The following is a 17,599-nucleotide window of genomic DNA, read 5'->3' as shown; positions in this document are numbered from 1 at the left end:
GCCTCTCGCTGCCAAGTACGGCCGGAGCCCCCGGGGACGAGACGGCTCGCCGTCGTCGGGCCCACGTTTCGGTTCTCTCCGCCGCCTGCTAGACCTGTGCGGTGAGCACCCGCGCGGCAGGACCGGCCGCCACCGACGACGACCGCACCCGCTGGCGGGCCTTCGCCATCTGCCTGGGTGCCGGGTTCATGACGCTGCTCGACGTCTCCATCGTCAACGTCGCGCTGCCGCCGATCGAGGCCTCCCTCGACGCCGGACCGAGCGAGCTGCAGTGGATCGTCGCCGGCTACACCCTCGCGTTCGGCCTCGCACTCATACCGGCGGGCAGGCTGGGTGACCTCATGGGCCGGCGCGAGGTCTTCGTCGTCGGGCTGACCGCCTTCGTCGTGGCCTCGGCGGCCTGCGGGTTCGCCACCTCCGCGGAGATGCTCGCCATCACCCGACTGCTCCAGGGCATCGCCGCCGGCCTGCTCAACCCGCAGGTGATCGGCCTCATCCAGCAGCTCTTCCGCGGCGCCGAGCGAGGCAGGGCGTTCGGCCTCTACGGGGCCACGATCGGGGTCTCCACCGCCACCGGCCCGCTGCTCGGCGGGGTCCTCATCGGACTCTTCGGCGAGGCCGAGGGCTGGCGGGCGGTGTTCCTCGTCAACGTCCCGATCGGCGCCGTCCTGGTCCCCCTCGCGCTGCGCCACCTCCCCAGGGCGCACCCGCGGCCGACCCTCGACCTGCTCCGCCGGCTCGACGTCGACCTCGTGGGCCTGGCGCTCGTCGCGGCGACCACCCTGTGCCTCATGCTGCCCTTCATCATCGGTGCCGAGGATCCCGACCGGGGTCCGTGGTGGCTCATCGCCGCGGGCGCGGCGCTGCTCGCCCTCTTCGCCTGGTGGGAGCGCCGCACCGAACGGGCCGGCCGCTCGACGGTCGTGACGGCGGCGCTCCTGCGCACACGGTCCTTCACCTTCGGGACCGCGCTCGGCACGGCGTACTTCGCCGGTTTCACCGGCATCTTCCTGGTCGGGACGCTCTACCTGCAGACCGGGCTCGGCCTGACGCCGCTCGAGGCCGGGCTCGTGCAGACGCCGTTCGCCCTCCTGGGCGCGGTGTCCTCCGCCCGCAGCGGAGCACTCGTGGCCCGGTTCGGCCGGTGGATCGTCGTCGCCGGGATCCTGGTGATGGCGCTCGGGATCATCGGGGTCGACATCACTGTCGGCAGGTTCGAGGGGACCGCCGCGGCGTGGGGCATGGCGGGGTGGTTGGCGCTGGCCGGGCTCGGCAACGGCGTCGTGATCTCCCCGAACCAGACGCTCACCCTCGCCGACGTCGACGTGGCCCGCGGCGGCACCGCGGGCGCCGTCCTGCAGACGACGCAGCGGATCGGCGCGTCCCTCGGGGTGGCGGTCATCAGCGCCGTCTTCTTCGCCGACCTCGCCGCCGGGGCCGGCCCCGACGCCCTGGCCGACGGCTACGGGCCGGCGCTGAGCGTGGCGCTGCGGGTCACCCTGGCACTGCTCGGACTCTCCCTCGTCGTCGGGATCGTCGACGCGCTCCGTCGCCGCGGCCAGGAGGGACGCTCGCCGGCTACGCCAGGTGGTCCTCCACCCGCCTGACTTTCTCGGCGATCTGCCCGGTGAACCCCGGACGGATGTCGGCCTTGATCACCAGGCTGACCCGGGGGCTCGTCGCCGTCACCGCCTCCGTCGCCCGCTTGATCACATCCATGCACTCGTCCCACTCGCCCTCGAGGGTGGTGAACATGGCGGTGGTCTCGTTCGGCAGCCCCGACTCGCGCACGATCTTCACGGCCTCGGCGACGGCGGCACTGACGGAGCCGTCGGGGGTGTCGGCGGTCGTGGGGGCGACGGAGAAGGCGAAGAGCATACCGCCAGGTTAGGCGCTCAGCCGGCGCCCGCGTCGATCGCGGCGCGCGCGGCGGCCACCAGGTCGGGATCCGTGCGGTCGTAGGAGTCGGGGCCCCCGCCTGGCCCCGCGGGTCCGGCGTCGGTCGCGGCGGCCCGGGCCGACAGGTGGATCGCGTCGACGCCGGCCTCGGCGAGGGCGGCCAGGTGCTCGGGGTGCACTCCCCCGCCGGCCATGATCTCCAGCCGCCCTGCGGCGGCACCGACGAGCGCACCGAGCACCGGCGTCCCCTCGAGGGCGCGCGGCGCCCCGCCGGACGTCAGGACCCTGCTGATGCCGAGCGCCAGCAGCTGCTCCACCAGGTCCGCCGGCTCGAGGCGGTGCGGCGCACCGAGGAGCACGTCGACGCACCGGTGCACCGTGACCGGGCGTCCCTCCGCGGCTCGCACGAGGGCCTTGAGAGCATGGCGGTCCAGGGCGGGCGCTCCGTCGTCGAGTGTGAGTGCCCCGACGACGACGCCGCTCGCGCCGGCGTCGACCAGGGCCTCGACGTCACGCACCATGACCGAGACCTCGGTGGCGGTGTAGACGAACCCGCCGGGGCGCGGCCGGACCAGGACGTGCACGTCCGGCCCGACCGTCGTCGCGACCTCGACCAGCCCGACGCTCGGGGTGAGCCCGCCGACCGCGAGTGCCTGGCACAGCTCGACCCGGTCGGCCCCGCCGGCGGCGGCGACCCGCACGCCGTCGACGTCCTGGACCGCGATCTCCAGGCGCGGCGCGGGAGCTGCGGTCGGGATCAGACCACGCCCTGCTCGAGCATCGCGTCGGCCACCTTGCGGAAGCCGGCGATGTTGGCGCCGAGCACGTAGTCGCCGGGCGAGCCGAACTCCTCGGCGGTGCTTGCGCACTTGTGGTGGATGCGCTCCATGATGCCCTCGAGCTTGGAGGCCACCTCGTTGAAGGTCAGCGGCTCCCGGGAGGCGTTCTGCGCCATCTCGAGCGCCGAGGTCGCCACCCCGCCCGCGTTCGCGGCCTTGCCCGGCCCGAAGAGCACGTGCGCGCCCTGGAAGACCTCGACGGCGTCGGGCGTGCTGGGCATGTTCGCGCCCTCCGCCACGACCACCGTGCCGTTCTTGACCAGGGTCTCGGCCGCGTGGTGGTCGAGCTCGTTCTGGGTGGCGCACGGGAGGGCGACGGTGCACGGGACGTCCCAGACCCGGCCACCCTGCACGAGCCGGGCGCCTGGGCGGCGCTCGACGTAGTCCGAGAGCCGTCCGCGCTCGACCTCCTTGACCTGCTGGAGCAGCGCGAGGTCGATGCCGGCCTCGTCCACCACGTACCCGGAGGAGTCGGAGACCGTCACCACGTCAGCCCCGAGCTCCTGGGCCTTGGCGACGGCGTAGATCGCGACGTTCCCGGCGCCGGAGACGACGACCCGCTGCCCCTCCATCGACTGCTTGACGGTGTTGAGCATGCGGTCGGCGAAGATGACCACCCCGTAGCCGGTGGCCTCGGTGCGGGCGCGCGAGCCGCCCCACGGGATGCCCTTGCCGGTCAGCACGCCCATCTCGGCGCGGTTCGTCAGGCGCTTGTACTGGCCGTACATGTAGCCGATCTCGCGGCCGCCCACCCCGATGTCGCCGGCCGGGACGTCGGTGTGCTCGCCGATGTGCCGGTGCAGCTCGGTCATGAACGACTGGCAGAAGCGCATCATCTCGCCGTCGCTGCGACCGTGCGGGTCGAAGTCGGAGCCGCCCTTGCCGCCGCCGATCCCCCGGCCGGTGAGGGAGTTCTTGAAGACCTGCTCGAAGCCGAGGAACTTGATGATCCCCAGGTTCACGCTCGGGTGGAACCGCAGGCCGCCCTTGTAGGGACCGAGAGCCGAGTTGAACTGCACCCGGAAGCCCCGGTTGACCTGCACGCGGCCGGAGTCGTCGACCCAGGGCACCCGGAAGATGATCTGCCGCTCGGGCTCGACGACCCGTCGCAGGATGGCGTGCTCGCGGTACTCGGGGTGCTTGTCGACCACCGGGCCGAGCGTCTCGAGGACCTCGCGCACGGCCTGGTGGAACTCGGGCTCGCCGTGGTTGCGGTGGAGGACCTCGTCGTAGACCTCCTGGAGCTCCTGCTGCATGTGGCTCTCTCTCCTCGCAGGCGACCTGCGCTCGGCGGCGCGGTCACCGGTGGTTCGTGTGCTCGACGCTTGGTCGTGGCGGTGTCAGCCGAAGTACTCCGGCAGGGTGGCCGCGGAGGCCCGACCCAGCTCGTCCAGTCCGACGGAGAAGGCACCCTCGATCGTGAGGCCGGGCGCTTCCTCCCCACCGGTGGTGCCGATCCTCGCGCACGGTACGCGATGCTCGCCACACAGGTCCACGAGGCGAGCCTCCTGGTCGGGGCGCACCGCGACCAGGGCACGGGCCCCGGACTCGGCGAACAGCAGGGTCGCGAGGTCCAGCCCGTCCCGCTCCGCCACGTCGGACAGGTCCACCGTCGCGCCGACCCCGAAGCGCAGCGCGGCGTCCACCAGGGACTGGGCGAGCCCGCCGGTCGCGAGGTCGTGGGCGGCGTGGGCGGTGCCGTCGGCGACGCCGACCAGCACCTGTGCCAGCGCCTGCTCGGCGGCCAGGTCGACGGCGGGCGGACGGCCGCCGAGGTGGTCGTGGACGACGTCGGCCCACGCCGAGCCGTCCAGCTCCAGCGCCGTGGTGCCGAGCAGGAAGATGCTCGCGCCGGGCTCGCTCCAGCCCGACGGCGTGGCCCGGGAGACGTCGTCGAGGACACCGAGGACGCCCACCACGGGGGTGGGGTTGATCGACGAGTCGATCCGGCCGGGCTCGCCCGTGCCGTTGTACAGCGAGACGTTCCCGCCGGTGACCGGCACGCCGAGCACCTGGCAGGCGTCGGCCAGGCCGGTGATGGCCTCGACGAGCTGCCACATCGCGTCCGGGTCCTCGGGCGAGCCGAAGTTGAGGCAGTCCGTCACCGCCAGCGGCCGCGCACCGACCGTGGCGACGTTGCGGTAGGCCTCGGCCAGCGCCTGCTGCGCCCCGGTGCGCGGGTCCAGCTTGGTGAAGCGGCCGTTGGCGTCGGTGGACATCGCGACCCCGAGGCCGCTCTCCTCGTCGACGCGGACCACGCCGGCGTCGTCGGGCTGTGCCAGGGCGGTGTTGCCCTGGACGTACCTGTCGTACTGGTCGGTGACCCAGGCCTTGGAGGCCAGGTTCGGGGAGGCGACCAGCCGCAGCAGCTGGGCGCGCAGCTCCTCGCCCGACGTCGGCCGCGGCAGGTGCTGGGCGGAGGCGGCGTCGTCGTTGAGCTCGTCCTGCCAGGCGGGCCGTGCGTACGGGCGGTCGTAGACGGGTCCCTCGTGCGCGACGGTCCGCGGGTCGACGTCGACGATGCGGTGGCCGTGGTGGTCGATCGTCAGGCGCCCGGTGCCGGTGACCTCGCCGATCACGGCCGTCTCGACGTCCCAGCGGCGGGTGATGGCGAGGAACTCCTCGAGCTTGTCGGGAGCCACCACGGCCATCATGCGCTCCTGCGACTCGCTCATGAGGATCTCGCCGGCCGTCAGGGTGGGATCGCGCAGCAGGACGTTCTCCAGGTCGACGTGCATGCCGCCGTCGCCGTTGGAGGCCAGCTCGGAGGTGGCGCAGGAGATGCCGGCGGCCCCGAGGTCCTGGATGCCCTCGACGACGCCGGCGGCGAAGAGGTCGAGGCAGCACTCGATGAGGACCTTCTCCATGAACGGGTCGCCCACCTGGACGCTGGGCCGCTTGGCGGGCATGCCGCCCTCGAAGGTCTCGGACGCCAGGATGGACGCGCCGCCGATGCCGTCGCCGCCGGTGCGGGCGCCGAAGAGCACGATCTTGTTGCCGGTGCCGGAGGCGTTGGCCAGGTGGATGTCCTCGTGCCGCAGCACGCCCAGGCAGAGGGCGTTCACGAGCGGGTTGCCCTGGTAGGAGGGGTCGAAGTCGACCTCGCCGCCGATGTTCGGCAGGCCCAGGCAGTTGCCGTAGCCACCCACGCCGGCGACGACGCCGTGCACCACCCGCGCGGTGTCGGGGTGGTCGATGGCGCCGAAGCGCAGCTGGTCCATCACGGCGACCGGCCGCGCGCCCATGGAGATGATGTCGCGGACGATGCCGCCGACGCCGGTGGCGGCGCCCTGGTAGGGCTCGACGTAGCTGGGGTGGTTGTGCGACTCGACCTTGAAGGTCACCGCCCAGCCCTGCCCGATGTCGACGACGCCGGCGTTCTCGCCGATGCCCACCAGCAGGTGCTCGCGCATCTTCTCGGTGGTCTTCTGGCCGAACTGGCGCAGGTGGTTCTTGGAGGACTTGTAGGAGCAGTGCTCGGACCACATCACCGAGTACATCGCCAGCTCGGCGGCGGTGGGCCGCCGGCCGAGGATGGCGACGATGCCGTCGTACTCGTCGGTCTTGAGCCCGAGCTCGCGGTAGGGCAGGTCCACCTCGGGGGTGGCTGCCGCGTGCTCGACCGTGTCCGGCAGCTGCTCGGCCACGTCAGTCATGTTTCCTCCGCGGGATCGGGACTCTTCTACCGCACAGGCTAGCGACCATCCGGATGGTGAGCCGTGGGCGTCCAGCGACGGCGACGGGGCGGCGCGCCGGGCGAGTCGGCCGCCCGGAAACGGCATCAGGCCGCCGATCCTCGACCGTAATTCCGGGCCCCGTCCGGCGCCCGTCCGCCGCGTGCCCGGTCGTGATCTGAGTCATGATGACGGTGTGCTGGCGGAGATCACCACCCCGGTGGACCTGTGCCTGCCGTCGGGGGCACTCAACCCGGCAGCGGTGGGCTGGACCCGGGCGCCGCTGCACCGCGCGAACCTCCGTCAGGCCACCGACGTGCGCGAGACGCTGACCGACGCGCTGGGCCGCGCGGCGATGTGGAGCCGCACCAAGCGGTGGGAGTACTGGTGCGTCGTGACCCCGACCCACGTGCTCACCCTGACCGTCTCGTCCCTGAACTACGCCGGCCACCACCAGGTCTGGCTGCTGGACCGCACCACCGGTGAGGAGATCGACTGCACGGCCACCGCGCCGCTCGCCCGGGACGTGCGCATGCCCTCGCGGTGGGGCGCCGGGCCGGTGCGGGCGCGCTCGGGATCGGTCGCGATCGCCATCGACCCGTACCCGGGGGACGGCCCGCGCCCCGACGTGCGCATCCGCGCGATCACCCCCCGCCTGCGCGTGGACCTCACGGTCGAGGTCCCCGCCGGCCATGAGTGCCTCGGCGTCGTCGTGCCGTGGAGCGAACGGCTCTTCCAGTACACGGTCAAGGACGTGGCCCTGCCGGTGGGCGGGTCGATCTGGCTCGACGAGGACGAGATCCAGGTCGACGCTGCCGCCCCGTCCTGGGCAGTGTCGGACTACGGGCGGGGCCGCTGGCCGTACTCCGTGGTGTGGAACTGGGGTGCCGGCTCCGGCGTCGTGGACGGCGTCGTCACCGGTCTGCAGCTCGGCGGGAAGTGGACGGACGACACCGGCTCGACCGAGAACGCGCTCGTGCTCGACGGGCAGGTGCACTACCTCGACGAGGATCTCTCCTGGGCCTACGACGTCGCGGACCGCACCGCACCGTGGTTCGTCACCGGCTGGCGAGTGCAGGTGCGGCTGCAGCCGTTCCACGAACGCGTGGCGTCGACGAACCTCGGCTTCGTCTCCTCCACCACGGCCCAGTGCTTCGGCACGTGGACCGGATGGGTGGTGGACGACGCCGGCACGCGCCGTCGCGTCGACGGGCTGGTCGGTTTCGCGGAGGAGGTCGCCAACCGCTGGTGAGCCGGTTTCGCGGAGGAGGTCGCCACCGCTGGTGAGCCGATCGGCTTTCGCCGGCGACGCGGTGGGAGTTGGATCAGGGCATGAGAACCGTCGACGTCGCAGCCACCGACCTCCAGGCGCTCGCCGGGGCGCTCGACGAGATGTCGGCCCGCCGCCTCGAGGCCGGCGCGCAGCGCGCCCGACACCTGCTGGCGGGCCGCCGGGTGTGGAACGTCAGCGCCACCGAGCGGGGCGGGGTGGGCGAGCTGCTGCGGGCGCTCCTGCCCTACGCCGCCGGCGCCGGGGTCGACGTGCGCTGGCTGGTCGTCGACGGCGACCCCGGGTACGACGACCTCACCGCCCGGCTGACCCACGCGATGCACGGGGACGCCGGCGACGGCGGCGGGCTCGGGGCCGAGGAGATGGCCCACTACGAGCAAATCCTGGAGCGCAACCTCGCCGAGGTCCGCGACGCGGTCTCCCCCGGCGACGTCGTCATCCTGCACGACCCCGCCACGGCCGGGCTCGCCGCCGGCCTGCGCCGGCGCGGGGCGCACGTGATCTGGCGCAGCCACGTCGGCGCCGACGTCCCGGACGAGGTGTCCGAGCGGGCCTGGACCTTCCTCGAGCCGTTCCTCGCCGACGCCGAGCGGGTGGTGCTCACCCGTGCGGTCTACCGGCCCGGATTCCTCGACCGGGCGACGGTGCGGGTGATCGCCCCGTCGATCGACCCGCTCTCGCCGAAGAACCGGCCGCTGGAGCCGTCCGCGGTCACCGAGCTCCTCCGTGGTGCCGGGATCCTGGACGGCGGGAGCGCCGACGGCCCGAGCAGCGCGTCTCGGGCATCGAGTGTCGTGGCGGCGGGCGGCCCGGTCCCGGCCGACGCCCGGGTGGTGCTGCAGCTGTCGAGGTGGGACCGGCTCAAGGACATGACCGGGCTCCTGATCGCCTTCGACGAGTCCTTCGAGGAGCTCCCGCCCGGCACCCACCTGGTCCTGGCCGGGGCGGAGGTCGACAGCCGCGACACCGCCGGGGCGGAGGTCCTCTCGCGGTGCCTGCAGATGTGGGAAGGCCTGGAGGCGGAGGTCCGCAGCTGCGTGCACGTCCTGTGCCTGCCGAACATCACCGAGCACAACGCGCTGCTGGTCAACGCGGTGCAGCGGCTGGCCACGGTCGTGGTGCAGAAGAGCCTCGCCGAGGGCTTCGGGCTCACGGTCGCCGAGGCCCTGTGGAAGGGCCGGCCGGTGGTGGCGACGGCGGTCGGTGGCATCCAGGACCAGATCACCGACGGCGAGAACGGCCTCCTCGTGCGGGACGCCACCGACCTGCAGGGACTCATGCGGCACGTAGCCCGGCTGCTGGCCGAGCCGGCCTTCGCCGACCAGCTCGGCGCCGCCGCCCGCGACCGCGTCCAGCGCGAGTTCCTCAGCGACCGGCACCTCCTGCAGTACGTCGACCTGCTGGCCGAGCTGCTCAGCTGAGCGCCGGCGACCGGCACCTGCCGCAGCGCGCCGACCCGCTGGCCGAGCTGCTCGGCTGCGCCTCAGCGACCGGCACCTCCCGCAGTACACCGACCTGCTGACGGAGCTGCTCGGCTGGGCCTCAGCGCGCCTGGGCGGCGGCGCGGGCCGCGCTGCCGGCGGTGCGTGCCGTCCGGGTCGCGCGGACGTTGATCAGCAGGACAGAGACGAACGGCACGACGGCGCCCACGAGCATCGACAACACCATGCCGACGGTGTCGGTGGCGACGAACGGGGCGACGACGGCCGGCAGGTACGCCGTGGCCTCCGCACCGGTCGCGCCCACCACCAGACCACCGAGCGTGGCCGAGCCGATGGCGACGGCGAAGACCTTCCGGTCGGCGAACATGAACGGGTAGGAGGCCTCGACGAAGGTGCCGAAGCCGAAGTTCACGGCGGCACCGGAGGCCGCGAGCGCCCGCTCCCCCGACGTCCGCGGTCGGACCACGTTGGCCAGGGTGATGCCCAGGCTCACCATCACCAGGGAGACCATGTCGACGGCGCCGAAGAACGAGTGCCCCTTCTCGCTCATCTCCAGCAGCACGAGCGGCAGGATGGCCGCGTGGTAGACGCCGCCCATGATCGCCGGCCACATCACCAGGCCGGCGACGGCGCCGGCGAGCAGCGGGTTGAAGGCCACGAGGGCGTCGATGACGTTCTTGACCCCCTCGCCGAGGGCGTTGGTGACCGGCGCGAGGAGGAGGAAGACCACCAGCCCGCCGAGCAGGCCCGAGAGGCCGCCCGCCACGATGTTGGCCGTGGTCACCGGGAACCGGTGCGCGAGCGTCCAGCGCAGAAGGTAGGTCACCGCCGCCCCGGCGAGGATCCCGCCGGCCAGACCGCCGATGATGCCGCCGGACGTGGAGAGGACGCCGGCCACGACACCGGCCACCAGGCCGACCTCGCCGAGCCCGGACACCCGTCGGGCGGCGACCGCGGCCACCACCACCGGCAGGCTGGCGATGAGTGCGTCGAAGACGGGGGCCAGAGCAGCGAGGAACGGCACCTTGCCCAGGGCGAGGATCAGCGCGAGGGCGATGAACGCGGGCAGCGAGCCGACCATGATGCCGCGCACGGAGATGCGCCGCCAGGGCGAGCCTCCGTCGTCGTCGGTGGTGGTGCTGCCCAGGACGGGGCGGTACCGGACCTTGAAGTGGCGCGCGAGCCCGGCCACGTAGGAGACCGCTCGCGTGGTGCTGGTAGAGCCTGTGGTGCCCGACGCCGCGACGAGGTGCAGCCCGAGGGCCTGCGCGGCCGCGATCGAGCTGCCGCCCGTCCCGGCGGCCGGCAGCCCGGCCGTCACGGCGGCACGGACCGTGCGGGCGTTGACGCCCAGGGGATCGGCGCTGACGAGGACGAGCGCGTCGATCTCGCCGTCGCCCACCCGGGTGGCCAGCTCGACGTCGTATCGCTCCGCGACCTCGTCGACCTCCGCCAGCGTGCCGGTGGCCGCGACGGTCAGGGTGTCCCCCACAAGGGTGTAGAGCGTCGCCGTGGTGTCGGGCCGCGCGGCGTCCAGCGACGCAGCGGCGGCGACCAGCTGCACGGCCGTCACCTCGAAACCGGCCGCGGCGGCCTGCCGGCGGATCTGCTCCACCATCGCGACCGGGTCGTCGCCGCCGTGGCTGTAGAGGTTCCCGCCGGAGGAGCCGACGACGGCCAGACGGCGCGGTGCACCGTCGTGCGTCGCGCGCGTGGACCGGTCGTGCTCGGGTGCGGGGTTCTCAGCCATGACGTGCTCCTGGTCGGGGGTCGGCGCGGGCACGGTAGTCCTCCGGGCGGGAGCCGTGGCGCGGGCGTCCACCCCTGGTGTGCGGGGCGCCACAGGTCGGCCTGTTCCGTGCGGCACATGGTCGGCCCGGCCGAGGCCGCGGCGCGGCCATCTCCTGGCGCGCGCGGCGCCCCAGGGCCGCCTGTTCCGTGCGGCACAGTGGTCGGCCGGGCCGAGGCCGCGGCGCGGGCATCCCCTGGCGCGCGGGGAGCCATGGTCTGCCCCTTCGTGCGCGAGGACGCTGCCCTTGCGGTGGCGGACCACCACCCTCGGGGTGAACCCGTCGGTCACCTTGGCCGGGGCGTCCGCTCACCGGGCCCTCACCTGCCGGCACCGTTGACCATCCCCGAACCGGGGCGAATACTTCGTGCTTCACCGCAGGCCGCGATGACGCGAGCCCCTGCCCCTCTGACCCGAACCGGCCCGCCAGCCCGGGTCGACCCGCGGTGCGGAGGTGTCCTGTGCGCAGATCCCGGCTCATCCTTCCCAGCGCCGCGACGGCGCTGCTGCTGGTCCCGCTGCTCGGTGTCACCACGAGCGCGGCCCACGACCGTGACCATTCCGACGACCGTGGGCACTCCCGGCACCACGACCGTGACCGCGACGACTTCGAGATCGACAGGCTCAAGGTCGTCGCCTCGGGCCTCGACAACCCCCGGGGACTCGCCGTCGCCCGGGACGGCGACGTCTTCGTCGCCCTGTCCGGACGCGGCAACGACGCCGCGACCGCCGGGATGACGGAGGCGGAGACGACCGCGGCCGGCCTGCCGTGCTTCATCGGCCCCGAGGGACTGACCTGCCTCGGTGACACCGGCGCCATCGGCAAGCTCGACGACCACCGGCACCGCCGAGACCCGGCCACCGCCGTCCGCACCGTCGTCGACGGGCTGCCGTCGCTCGCCGCGCCGGGCGGGGGCGGTGCCATCGGCGTCACCGACGTCTCCTTCGACCACCGCGGCCGGCTCTTCACCACGATCGGCCTCGGCGGCGATCCCGAGCTGCGCGAGACCGTCCTCGCCGGCGAGGAGGTCGCCGAGCACCTCGCCACGGTCAACTGGGTGAACCTCCGGCGGGGCACGGTCCACGAGATCGCGGACCTCGGCGACTTCGAGGCGGAGACGAACCTGCACCCGTTCGCCCCTGACACCAACCCGTACTCGCTCGTCTCGGGCCGGCACGGCCACCTCGTCACCGACGCCGGCGCCAACACGCTGCTGCACGTGAGCCGCCGCGGCGAGATCGAGGCCCAGTACGTGTTCCAGGACGAGCTCGTCACCGTCCCGCCCGCCGCGGGTGGCGACGGGACCGCCCAGCTGCCCGCCCAGGCCGTGCCGAACTCCGTGGTCAGGGGCCCGGACGGTGCCTACTACATCGGCCAGCTGACCGGCTTCCCGTTCGCCCCGGGCGCCGCGACCGTGTGGCGCTGGGTGCCCGGCTCGGACCCGGAGGTCTACGCGGACGGCTTCACGCACATCATCGACCTTGCGTTCACCGAGGACGGTGACCTGCTCGTCCTGCAGATCGCCCGCGACTCCCTGCTGAACGCCTTCGGGCCGGCGGGCGACTGGACCGGTGCGCTCTTCCTCGTCCCCAAGGGCGAGCCGGACGAGAAGCACGAGCTGTTCGTCGACGACGAGGGCAACCCGCTCACCGACGAGACAGGCGGGCCGCTGCTCTTCGCCCCGGCGGGCCTCGCGGTCGACGACGACCACGTCTACCTCTCGAACAAGGGCATCGTGCCGCGTGGCGGGGAGATCCTCCGCTTCGAGATCGACGACTGACGCTGCACACCGCCCCACCCAGGAGGCCCGGCCGGACGACGCACGTGCAGCCGGCCGGGCCGAGCGGGCGGGCGTGGAACGCCGGCCGCTGGCGCCGAACAAGCATGCCGTGGCCGAGCACGCATGTTGCCGCATGCGTGCTCGGCCACGGCATACGTTCTGGGCACGGCACGCCGCCACGGCCACCGGCGCGCTCGGCCCCGGCAGGCGCGCACGCGGGGGCCGGCGCGCGGTCGCAGGCACCCGCCCCGCCGGAGCCGCCTGCCTCTCAGCGCTGGCGGTCGGTCTCGAGGAGCCGCAGCCAGACCTCGCTCATCGTCGGGTAGGCCGGGACCGCGTGCCAGAGCCGCTCGAGCGGCACCTCGCCGACGATCGCGACCGTCGCGGCGTGCAGGAGCTCGGCGACGTCCTGGCCGACGAAGGTGGCCCCGAGGACGACGTCGCGCCGGTCATCGAGGACGAGCTGCGCCCAGCCGGGGTACCCGTCGGCGAGCAACGAGGCACCGGCCACCGACCCGAGGTCCAGCTCGACGGTGCGCACGGCGTGCCCCGACTCGCGGGCCGCCTCCGCGGTCAGCCCGACCTGCGCGACCTCGGGATCGGTGAAGACGACCTGCGGCACGGCGACGTGGTCGGCGTCGGCGGAGTAGCGCGACCAGGGCGGCGGCGTGCGCTCGAGCCGTCCGGCCGCCCGGGCGGTGACGGCGTCACCCACGACCCGCGCGGCGTACTTGCCCTGATGGGTCAGCGGCGCCCGGCCGGTGACGTCCCCGGCCGCGTAGAGCCACCCGTCGGGGACGGCCGTCACGCGGCCGGTGTCGTCGACCTCGAGCGGGGCACTCTCCTCCAGCTCGACGCCCAGGTCGGCCAGCCCGAGCCCGCCGCTGCGCGGCTTCCGGCCGGTGGCCACGAGCAGCTCGTCCGCGTGCACGGTGGAGCCGTCGTCCAGGGTGACCACCACCTCGCCTGCGTCGCCGTCGGGCCGCTCGACGGCCGTCGCGCTCACCCCGGTGCGCACCGTGACCCCGTCGGCCGCGAGGCCTTCCGCCACCAGCGCCCCCGCCTGCTCGGGGAACGAGCCGAGCACCCGGCTGCGCGCCAGGACCGTCACGCTCGAGCCGAGGCGGGCGAACCCCTGGGCGAGCTCGGACCCGGCGACGCCGGCGCCCAGGACCACGAGCCGCGCGGGCACTTCCGTGGCGGAGGTGGCGTCCCGGGTGGTCCAGTACCGGACCCGGTCGAGGCCGTCGACCGGCGGGGCCGCGGGCGCGGACCCGGTGGCCACGACGACGGCGTGCCGCGCCTGCAGCACCGTCTCGGTGCCGTCCGCCCGGGCGACGGCGACCCGACGCTCCGCGAGCACGCGGGCCGTGCCGCGCACGAGGTCGATGCCCTGCTCCTCGGCCCACGCCACCTGGGCGGAGTCGTCCCAGTCGTGCGTGAAGGAGGTGCGGCGCTCCAGGACGGCCCCGACGTCCAGATCTCCCTGCGCCGCGGCCTCCGAACCGGCGACGCGGCGTGCCGCGGACAATGCCTGTCCCGGGCGCAGCAGCGCCTTCGACGGCATGCACGCGTAGTAGGAGCACGCTCCACCCACGAGGTCCTGCTCGACGAGCACGGCCGTCAGGCCTCCCTGACGGGCGTAGTCGGCGACGTTCTCGCCGGTGGAGCCGCCGCCGATCACGACGACGTCGACGGTCTGTGGCTGCGGCGCGTCCATTCACGCAGCCTCGACCACCGCACCGGAGGCCGCAACCGATCGGTCTCGACGGTCCACCTGTCAGGCGGCGCGGCCGGCTGTCAGTCGTCCTCGTCCGGCTCGGCCATACCGCTCTTCTGCTGGTTGGCGTGCAGGATCTTCTCGTTCACGGGCTCCTGGCCGGCGGCACGGCGACGGCGGAAGTAGGCACGGGCCTCGTCCTGGCGCTCGGCCTCCACGCCGGTGGCGATAGTGGCGCGCAGGTGCTCGGGCCGGTAGCCGAAGGCCGTCACGAGGTCGACGGCGTGCGGGCGCAGCCGCACCAGCAGGCGGTCGACGTAGCTGGTCACCGTCTTGGCCCGCTGGGCCGAGATGCGGCCGTTCATGAGGTACCAGGCGAGGTTCTTCTCGATCATGGTCAGGCCGTACAGGTCCCGCAGCGTCGTGAGGACCTCGCGAGTGCGCGGGTCCCGCACCTTCGGCAGCGCCGCCGTGAAGGCCTCCCACTGCAGCAGCTCGCCGTGCGCACGGGCGGCCTCGATCAGCTCGTGCTGGTGGGCGTTGAACAGGGCCGCGGCCTCGACCGGGGAGGCGTTGCGCGCCGGCCGCAGGGCGCCGGCGATCTCGGCGACCATGGCCTCGACCCGGTCCTCGAGGAGCTCACGCTGGGTGTCGGCCTCGCGCAGGTGCCCGGCCGAGCGGGCCCGCGAGCCGGAGTCCAGGACGGACTGGGCGGCGCGGCGCAGCGGGGTGCGGTGCAGCGTCATGTCGGCGGCGCGTGCCGCGACGTAGCGGGCTGCGCCGGCGATGTCGATCTTCGCCATCTCCTTGCCGTAGTCGGTGAGCAGCCGCTTGCCGACCAGCTGGAGCAGGACGTTGTTGTCGCCCTCGAAGGTGACGTAGACGTCCATGTCCTGGCGCAGCCCCACCAGCCGGTTCTCCGCCATGTACCCGGCGCCGCCGCAGGCCTCCCGCGCCTCCTGGAGCGTCTCCAGGGCGAGCCAGGTGGTGAGCGGCTTGGCCGCCGCGGCGAGGGTCTCGAGGTCCTGACGGTCGTCGTCGGTGTCGTGCTCGCCGGAGAACACCCCGTCGAACCGGTCCAGCAGCTCGTGGTGGGCGAGGTTCGCGGCGACGGTGCGGGCGAGCAGCGGCAGGAGGCGGCGCTGGTGCTGCTGGTAGTCCAGCAGCACGACCTCGGACGTCTCGTCCGCGCCGGTGAACTGCCGACGCTGCGAGCCGTAGGTGATCGCGATGGCCAGCGCCATCTTCGAGACCGACACCGCGGAGCCCGACAGCGAGACGCGGCCCTGCACGAGCGTGCCGAGCATGGTGAAGAAGCGCCGGCCGGGGCTGTCGATCGGCGAGGAGTACGTGCCGTCCGGCGCGACGTCGCCGTAGCGGTTGAGCAGGTTCGTGCGCGGGACGCGGACATGGTCGAACCACAGACGGCCGTTGTCGACGCCGTTGAGCCCGCCCTTGAGTCCGTCGTCCGAGCCGTCGACACCGGGCAGGTAGCGCAGGCCCGAGCCGCTCTTCTCGCGGATGGGCACGTAGAAGGCGTGGACGCCGTGGTTGACGCCCCGGGTGATGAGCTGCGCGAAGACGACGGCGGCCACCCCGTGCAGGGCGGCGTTGCCGAGGAACTCCTTGCGCGCGGCCGTGATCGGCGTGTGGATCACGAACTCCTCGGTCGCCTCGTCGTAGGTGGCCGTGGTGGCGATGGCGGCGACGTCGGAGCCGTGCCCGATCTCGGTCATCGCGAAGGCCCCGGGGACGGACAGGTCCAGGACGCCGGGCAGCCAGCGCTGGTGGTGCTCCGCGTTGCCCAGGTGCAGGATCGCCGAGCCGAACAGGCCCCACTGCACGCCGCCCTTGATCTGCAGGGAGGGGTCCGCGACCGCGAGCTCCTCGAAGCTCGCGAGGTTGCCGCCGGGGTCCTCCTGCCCGCCCACCGACGCCGGGTACGCGCGGTGGACCACGCCCCGCTCGGCCAGCAGCCGGGCCTGGGCGAGCACGCGCTCGCGGTGCTCGGCCACCGGCAGGCCCTCGATCTTCTGCAGCTCCGGGTCGAGCGAGAGGTCGCGTGCGGCGCGGCGCAACTCCCACCAGCGCCCGTCCAGGAGCTTGCCGAGCGCCTCGACGTCGATGTGCTCGCCGACGTCGGTACGGGTGGCTCCCGGGCTGGGCGGGGTCGCCGCGGAGGGGGTGACGGTCTGGTCGGGGCGGACGGTTGTGGTCATCGGGATCTCCGGTTCACGTCGTCGTGCGGTGCGGTCGTGGTGGTTCGTGGTGCGGGGGCTCAGGTGCGGCGGCGGGCGCGGCGGGTGACGCCGACGGCGCCGTCCCAGAGCCAGTCGGCGAGATGGGCGGCGAGCTCGGCACGGTCCATGCCGCTCACGTGCGCGTCGAGGCTGCCGGCCGCGACGGCGGCGCGGGCAGGGCCCTCACTCGTTTCGGGGGCGCCGCCGGTCACCGGGGCGCCGTCGTCGACCCGGTCGCCCATCCAGCGCTCGGCCGCGCCGCGGACGAGCCCGACGACGCCCGCCGCCCAGAGGTTGGCGACGGCCAGCGTCTCGGGGTCGACCTCGGCCGCCTCGTCGGCGCCGGCCGGGCCGTCCCCACGCAGGGCGGGCAGCAGCGAGTCGACCACGAGGTCGCCGATCTCGGCGGCGAAGCCGCGCAGCTCGCCGGCCGTGGCGGCGGCCTCCGGCCGGGTGACGAAGGTGTACACGTGCGGCGAGGAGTCGACCATCTCGAGGTAGACGCTGACCATCGCCGAGATCCGCTCGCGCGGCCCGCCGGCGCTCGCTGCGGCCTGCTCCAGGGCCTCGCGCATCCGGCCGAGGACCTCGTGGCCGACGGCGGTCTGCAGCCCGGTCTTGTCGGTGAAGTAGCGGTAGAGGATGGACTTCGAGGTGCCGATCTCGGTGGCGATCTCGTCCATCGACACGTCGGGGCCACGGTGGTGGACGGCCCGGCGCGCCCCGCGCACGAGCTCGGCGCGCCGCGAGGTCCGGTGCCCGGCCCAGCGGGTGGCCCGGCCGTCGGGTGCGACGTCGGCGGTGTCGCTACCGTCGTCGTGAGTGCTCGATATCACGGTACCGACAGTATCAGGTACTGTGAGTACCGCAATGGTCCTCGCGACGCCCGGGACGAACGTCCCGGCCGCGGGGAACGACCTCGAG

At 73.6% G+C, this 17,599-nt stretch carries 12 protein-coding genes; 4 read left to right on the top strand and 8 right to left on the bottom strand.

Features of this window, described 5'->3' with window-relative positions; all coding sequences use genetic code 11:
* Positions 1-101 precede the first annotated feature (101 nt).
* Positions 102-1,607: an MFS transporter gene (locus GD748_RS07140; protein ID WP_226920919.1), complete on the top strand. Its 1,506-nt coding sequence runs from the start codon at positions 102-104 to the stop codon at positions 1,605-1,607.
* On the opposite strand, the gene GD748_RS07135 is transcribed toward GD748_RS07140, so the two are convergent.
* The 4 genes from GD748_RS07135 to purL all read right to left on the bottom strand — a co-directional run bounded on the left by GD748_RS07135 (position 1,579) and on the right by purL (position 6,394).
* On the bottom strand, positions 1,579-1,878 hold the full coding sequence (locus tag GD748_RS07135; protein WP_152194531.1) for an MTH1187 family thiamine-binding protein: 300 nt from the start codon (positions 1,876-1,878) through the stop codon (positions 1,579-1,581). The genes GD748_RS07140 and GD748_RS07135 overlap by 29 nt on opposite strands.
* Positions 1,879-1,895: 17 nt before the next feature.
* On the bottom strand, positions 1,896-2,657 hold the full coding sequence (locus GD748_RS07130) for a copper homeostasis protein CutC (protein ID WP_193312906.1): 762 nt from the start codon (positions 2,655-2,657) through the stop codon (positions 1,896-1,898).
* A complete protein-coding gene (gene gdhA, locus GD748_RS07125) occupies positions 2,657-3,994 on the bottom strand; it encodes an NADP-specific glutamate dehydrogenase (protein WP_152194530.1) in 1,338 nt (445 codons plus the stop codon). Before gdhA ends, GD748_RS07130 begins: the two co-directional genes overlap by 1 nt.
* Positions 3,995-4,078: 84 nt before the next feature.
* A complete protein-coding gene (gene purL / locus GD748_RS07120) occupies positions 4,079-6,394 on the bottom strand; it encodes a phosphoribosylformylglycinamidine synthase subunit PurL (RefSeq protein ID WP_152194529.1) in 2,316 nt (771 codons plus the stop codon).
* A 214-nt stretch (positions 6,395-6,608) separates the two neighbouring features.
* Between purL and GD748_RS07115 the strand changes: the two genes are divergently transcribed.
* Both GD748_RS07115 and GD748_RS07110 read left to right on the top strand, forming a co-directional pair.
* On the top strand, positions 6,609-7,664 hold the full coding sequence (locus tag GD748_RS07115) for a DUF2804 domain-containing protein (RefSeq protein WP_226920916.1): 1,056 nt from the start codon (positions 6,609-6,611) through the stop codon (positions 7,662-7,664).
* Between the two features lie 80 nt (positions 7,665-7,744).
* The gene (locus tag GD748_RS07110; protein WP_152194527.1) at positions 7,745-9,124 is read left to right on the top strand and encodes a glycosyltransferase; all 1,380 of its coding nucleotides are present in this window, start codon (positions 7,745-7,747) and stop codon (positions 9,122-9,124) included.
* A 121-nt stretch (positions 9,125-9,245) separates the two neighbouring features.
* On the opposite strand, the gene GD748_RS07105 is transcribed toward GD748_RS07110, so the two are convergent.
* Complete coding sequence (locus tag GD748_RS07105; RefSeq protein ID WP_193312867.1) at positions 9,246-10,895, bottom strand: PTS sugar transporter; 1,650 nt, start codon at positions 10,893-10,895, stop codon at positions 9,246-9,248.
* Between the two features lie 500 nt (positions 10,896-11,395).
* Here GD748_RS07105 and GD748_RS07100 point away from each other — a divergent pair, with 500 nt between their 5' ends.
* Complete coding sequence (locus GD748_RS07100; protein ID WP_152815344.1) at positions 11,396-12,715, top strand: ScyD/ScyE family protein; 1,320 nt, start codon at positions 11,396-11,398, stop codon at positions 12,713-12,715.
* Between the two features lie 268 nt (positions 12,716-12,983).
* Here the strand turns inward: GD748_RS07100 and GD748_RS07095 are convergent, their stop codons facing one another.
* The 3 genes from GD748_RS07095 to GD748_RS07085 all read right to left on the bottom strand — a co-directional run bounded on the left by GD748_RS07095 (position 12,984) and on the right by GD748_RS07085 (position 17,511).
* Positions 12,984-14,435, bottom strand: coding sequence for a dihydrolipoyl dehydrogenase family protein (locus GD748_RS07095; protein ID WP_152194525.1), 1,452 nt, complete (start codon positions 14,433-14,435; stop codon positions 12,984-12,986).
* Positions 14,436-14,515: 80 nt separating this feature from the next.
* On the bottom strand, positions 14,516-16,654 hold the full coding sequence (locus GD748_RS07090; protein ID WP_152194524.1) for an acyl-CoA dehydrogenase family protein: 2,139 nt from the start codon (positions 16,652-16,654) through the stop codon (positions 14,516-14,518).
* 59 nt (positions 16,655-16,713) lie between these two features.
* The gene (locus tag GD748_RS07085) at positions 16,714-17,511 is read right to left on the bottom strand and encodes a TetR/AcrR family transcriptional regulator (RefSeq protein ID WP_193312866.1); all 798 of its coding nucleotides are present in this window, start codon (positions 17,509-17,511) and stop codon (positions 16,714-16,716) included.
* Positions 17,512-17,599 lie beyond the last annotated feature (88 nt).

Source organism: Georgenia subflava (assembly GCF_009193155.1).
GTDB lineage: Bacteria > Actinomycetota > Actinomycetes > Actinomycetales > Actinomycetaceae > Georgenia > Georgenia subflava.
The sequence above is the reverse complement of the archived record's forward strand: the minus strand, read 5'-3'. Positions and strand labels throughout refer to the sequence as shown.

Coding starts and splice junctions, on each gene's coding strand:
- GD748_RS07135 (WP_152194531.1), bottom strand. CDS start 1,878: ATGCTCTTCGCCTTCTCCGTCGCCCCCACGACCGCCGACACCCCCGAC.
- gdhA (WP_152194530.1), bottom strand. CDS start 3,994: ATGCAGCAGGAGCTCCAGGAGGTCTACGACGAGGTCCTCCACCGCAAC.
- purL (WP_152194529.1), bottom strand. CDS start 6,394: ATGACTGACGTGGCCGAGCAGCTGCCGGACACGGTCGAGCACGCGGCA.
- GD748_RS07110 (WP_152194527.1), top strand. CDS start 7,745: ATGAGAACCGTCGACGTCGCAGCCACCGACCTCCAGGCGCTCGCCGGG.
- GD748_RS07105 (WP_193312867.1), bottom strand. CDS start 10,895: ATGGCTGAGAACCCCGCACCCGAGCACGACCGGTCCACGCGCGCGACG.
- GD748_RS07095 (WP_152194525.1), bottom strand. CDS start 14,435: ATGGACGCGCCGCAGCCACAGACCGTCGACGTCGTCGTGATCGGCGGC.
- GD748_RS07090 (WP_152194524.1), bottom strand. CDS start 16,654: ATGACCACAACCGTCCGCCCCGACCAGACCGTCACCCCCTCCGCGGCG.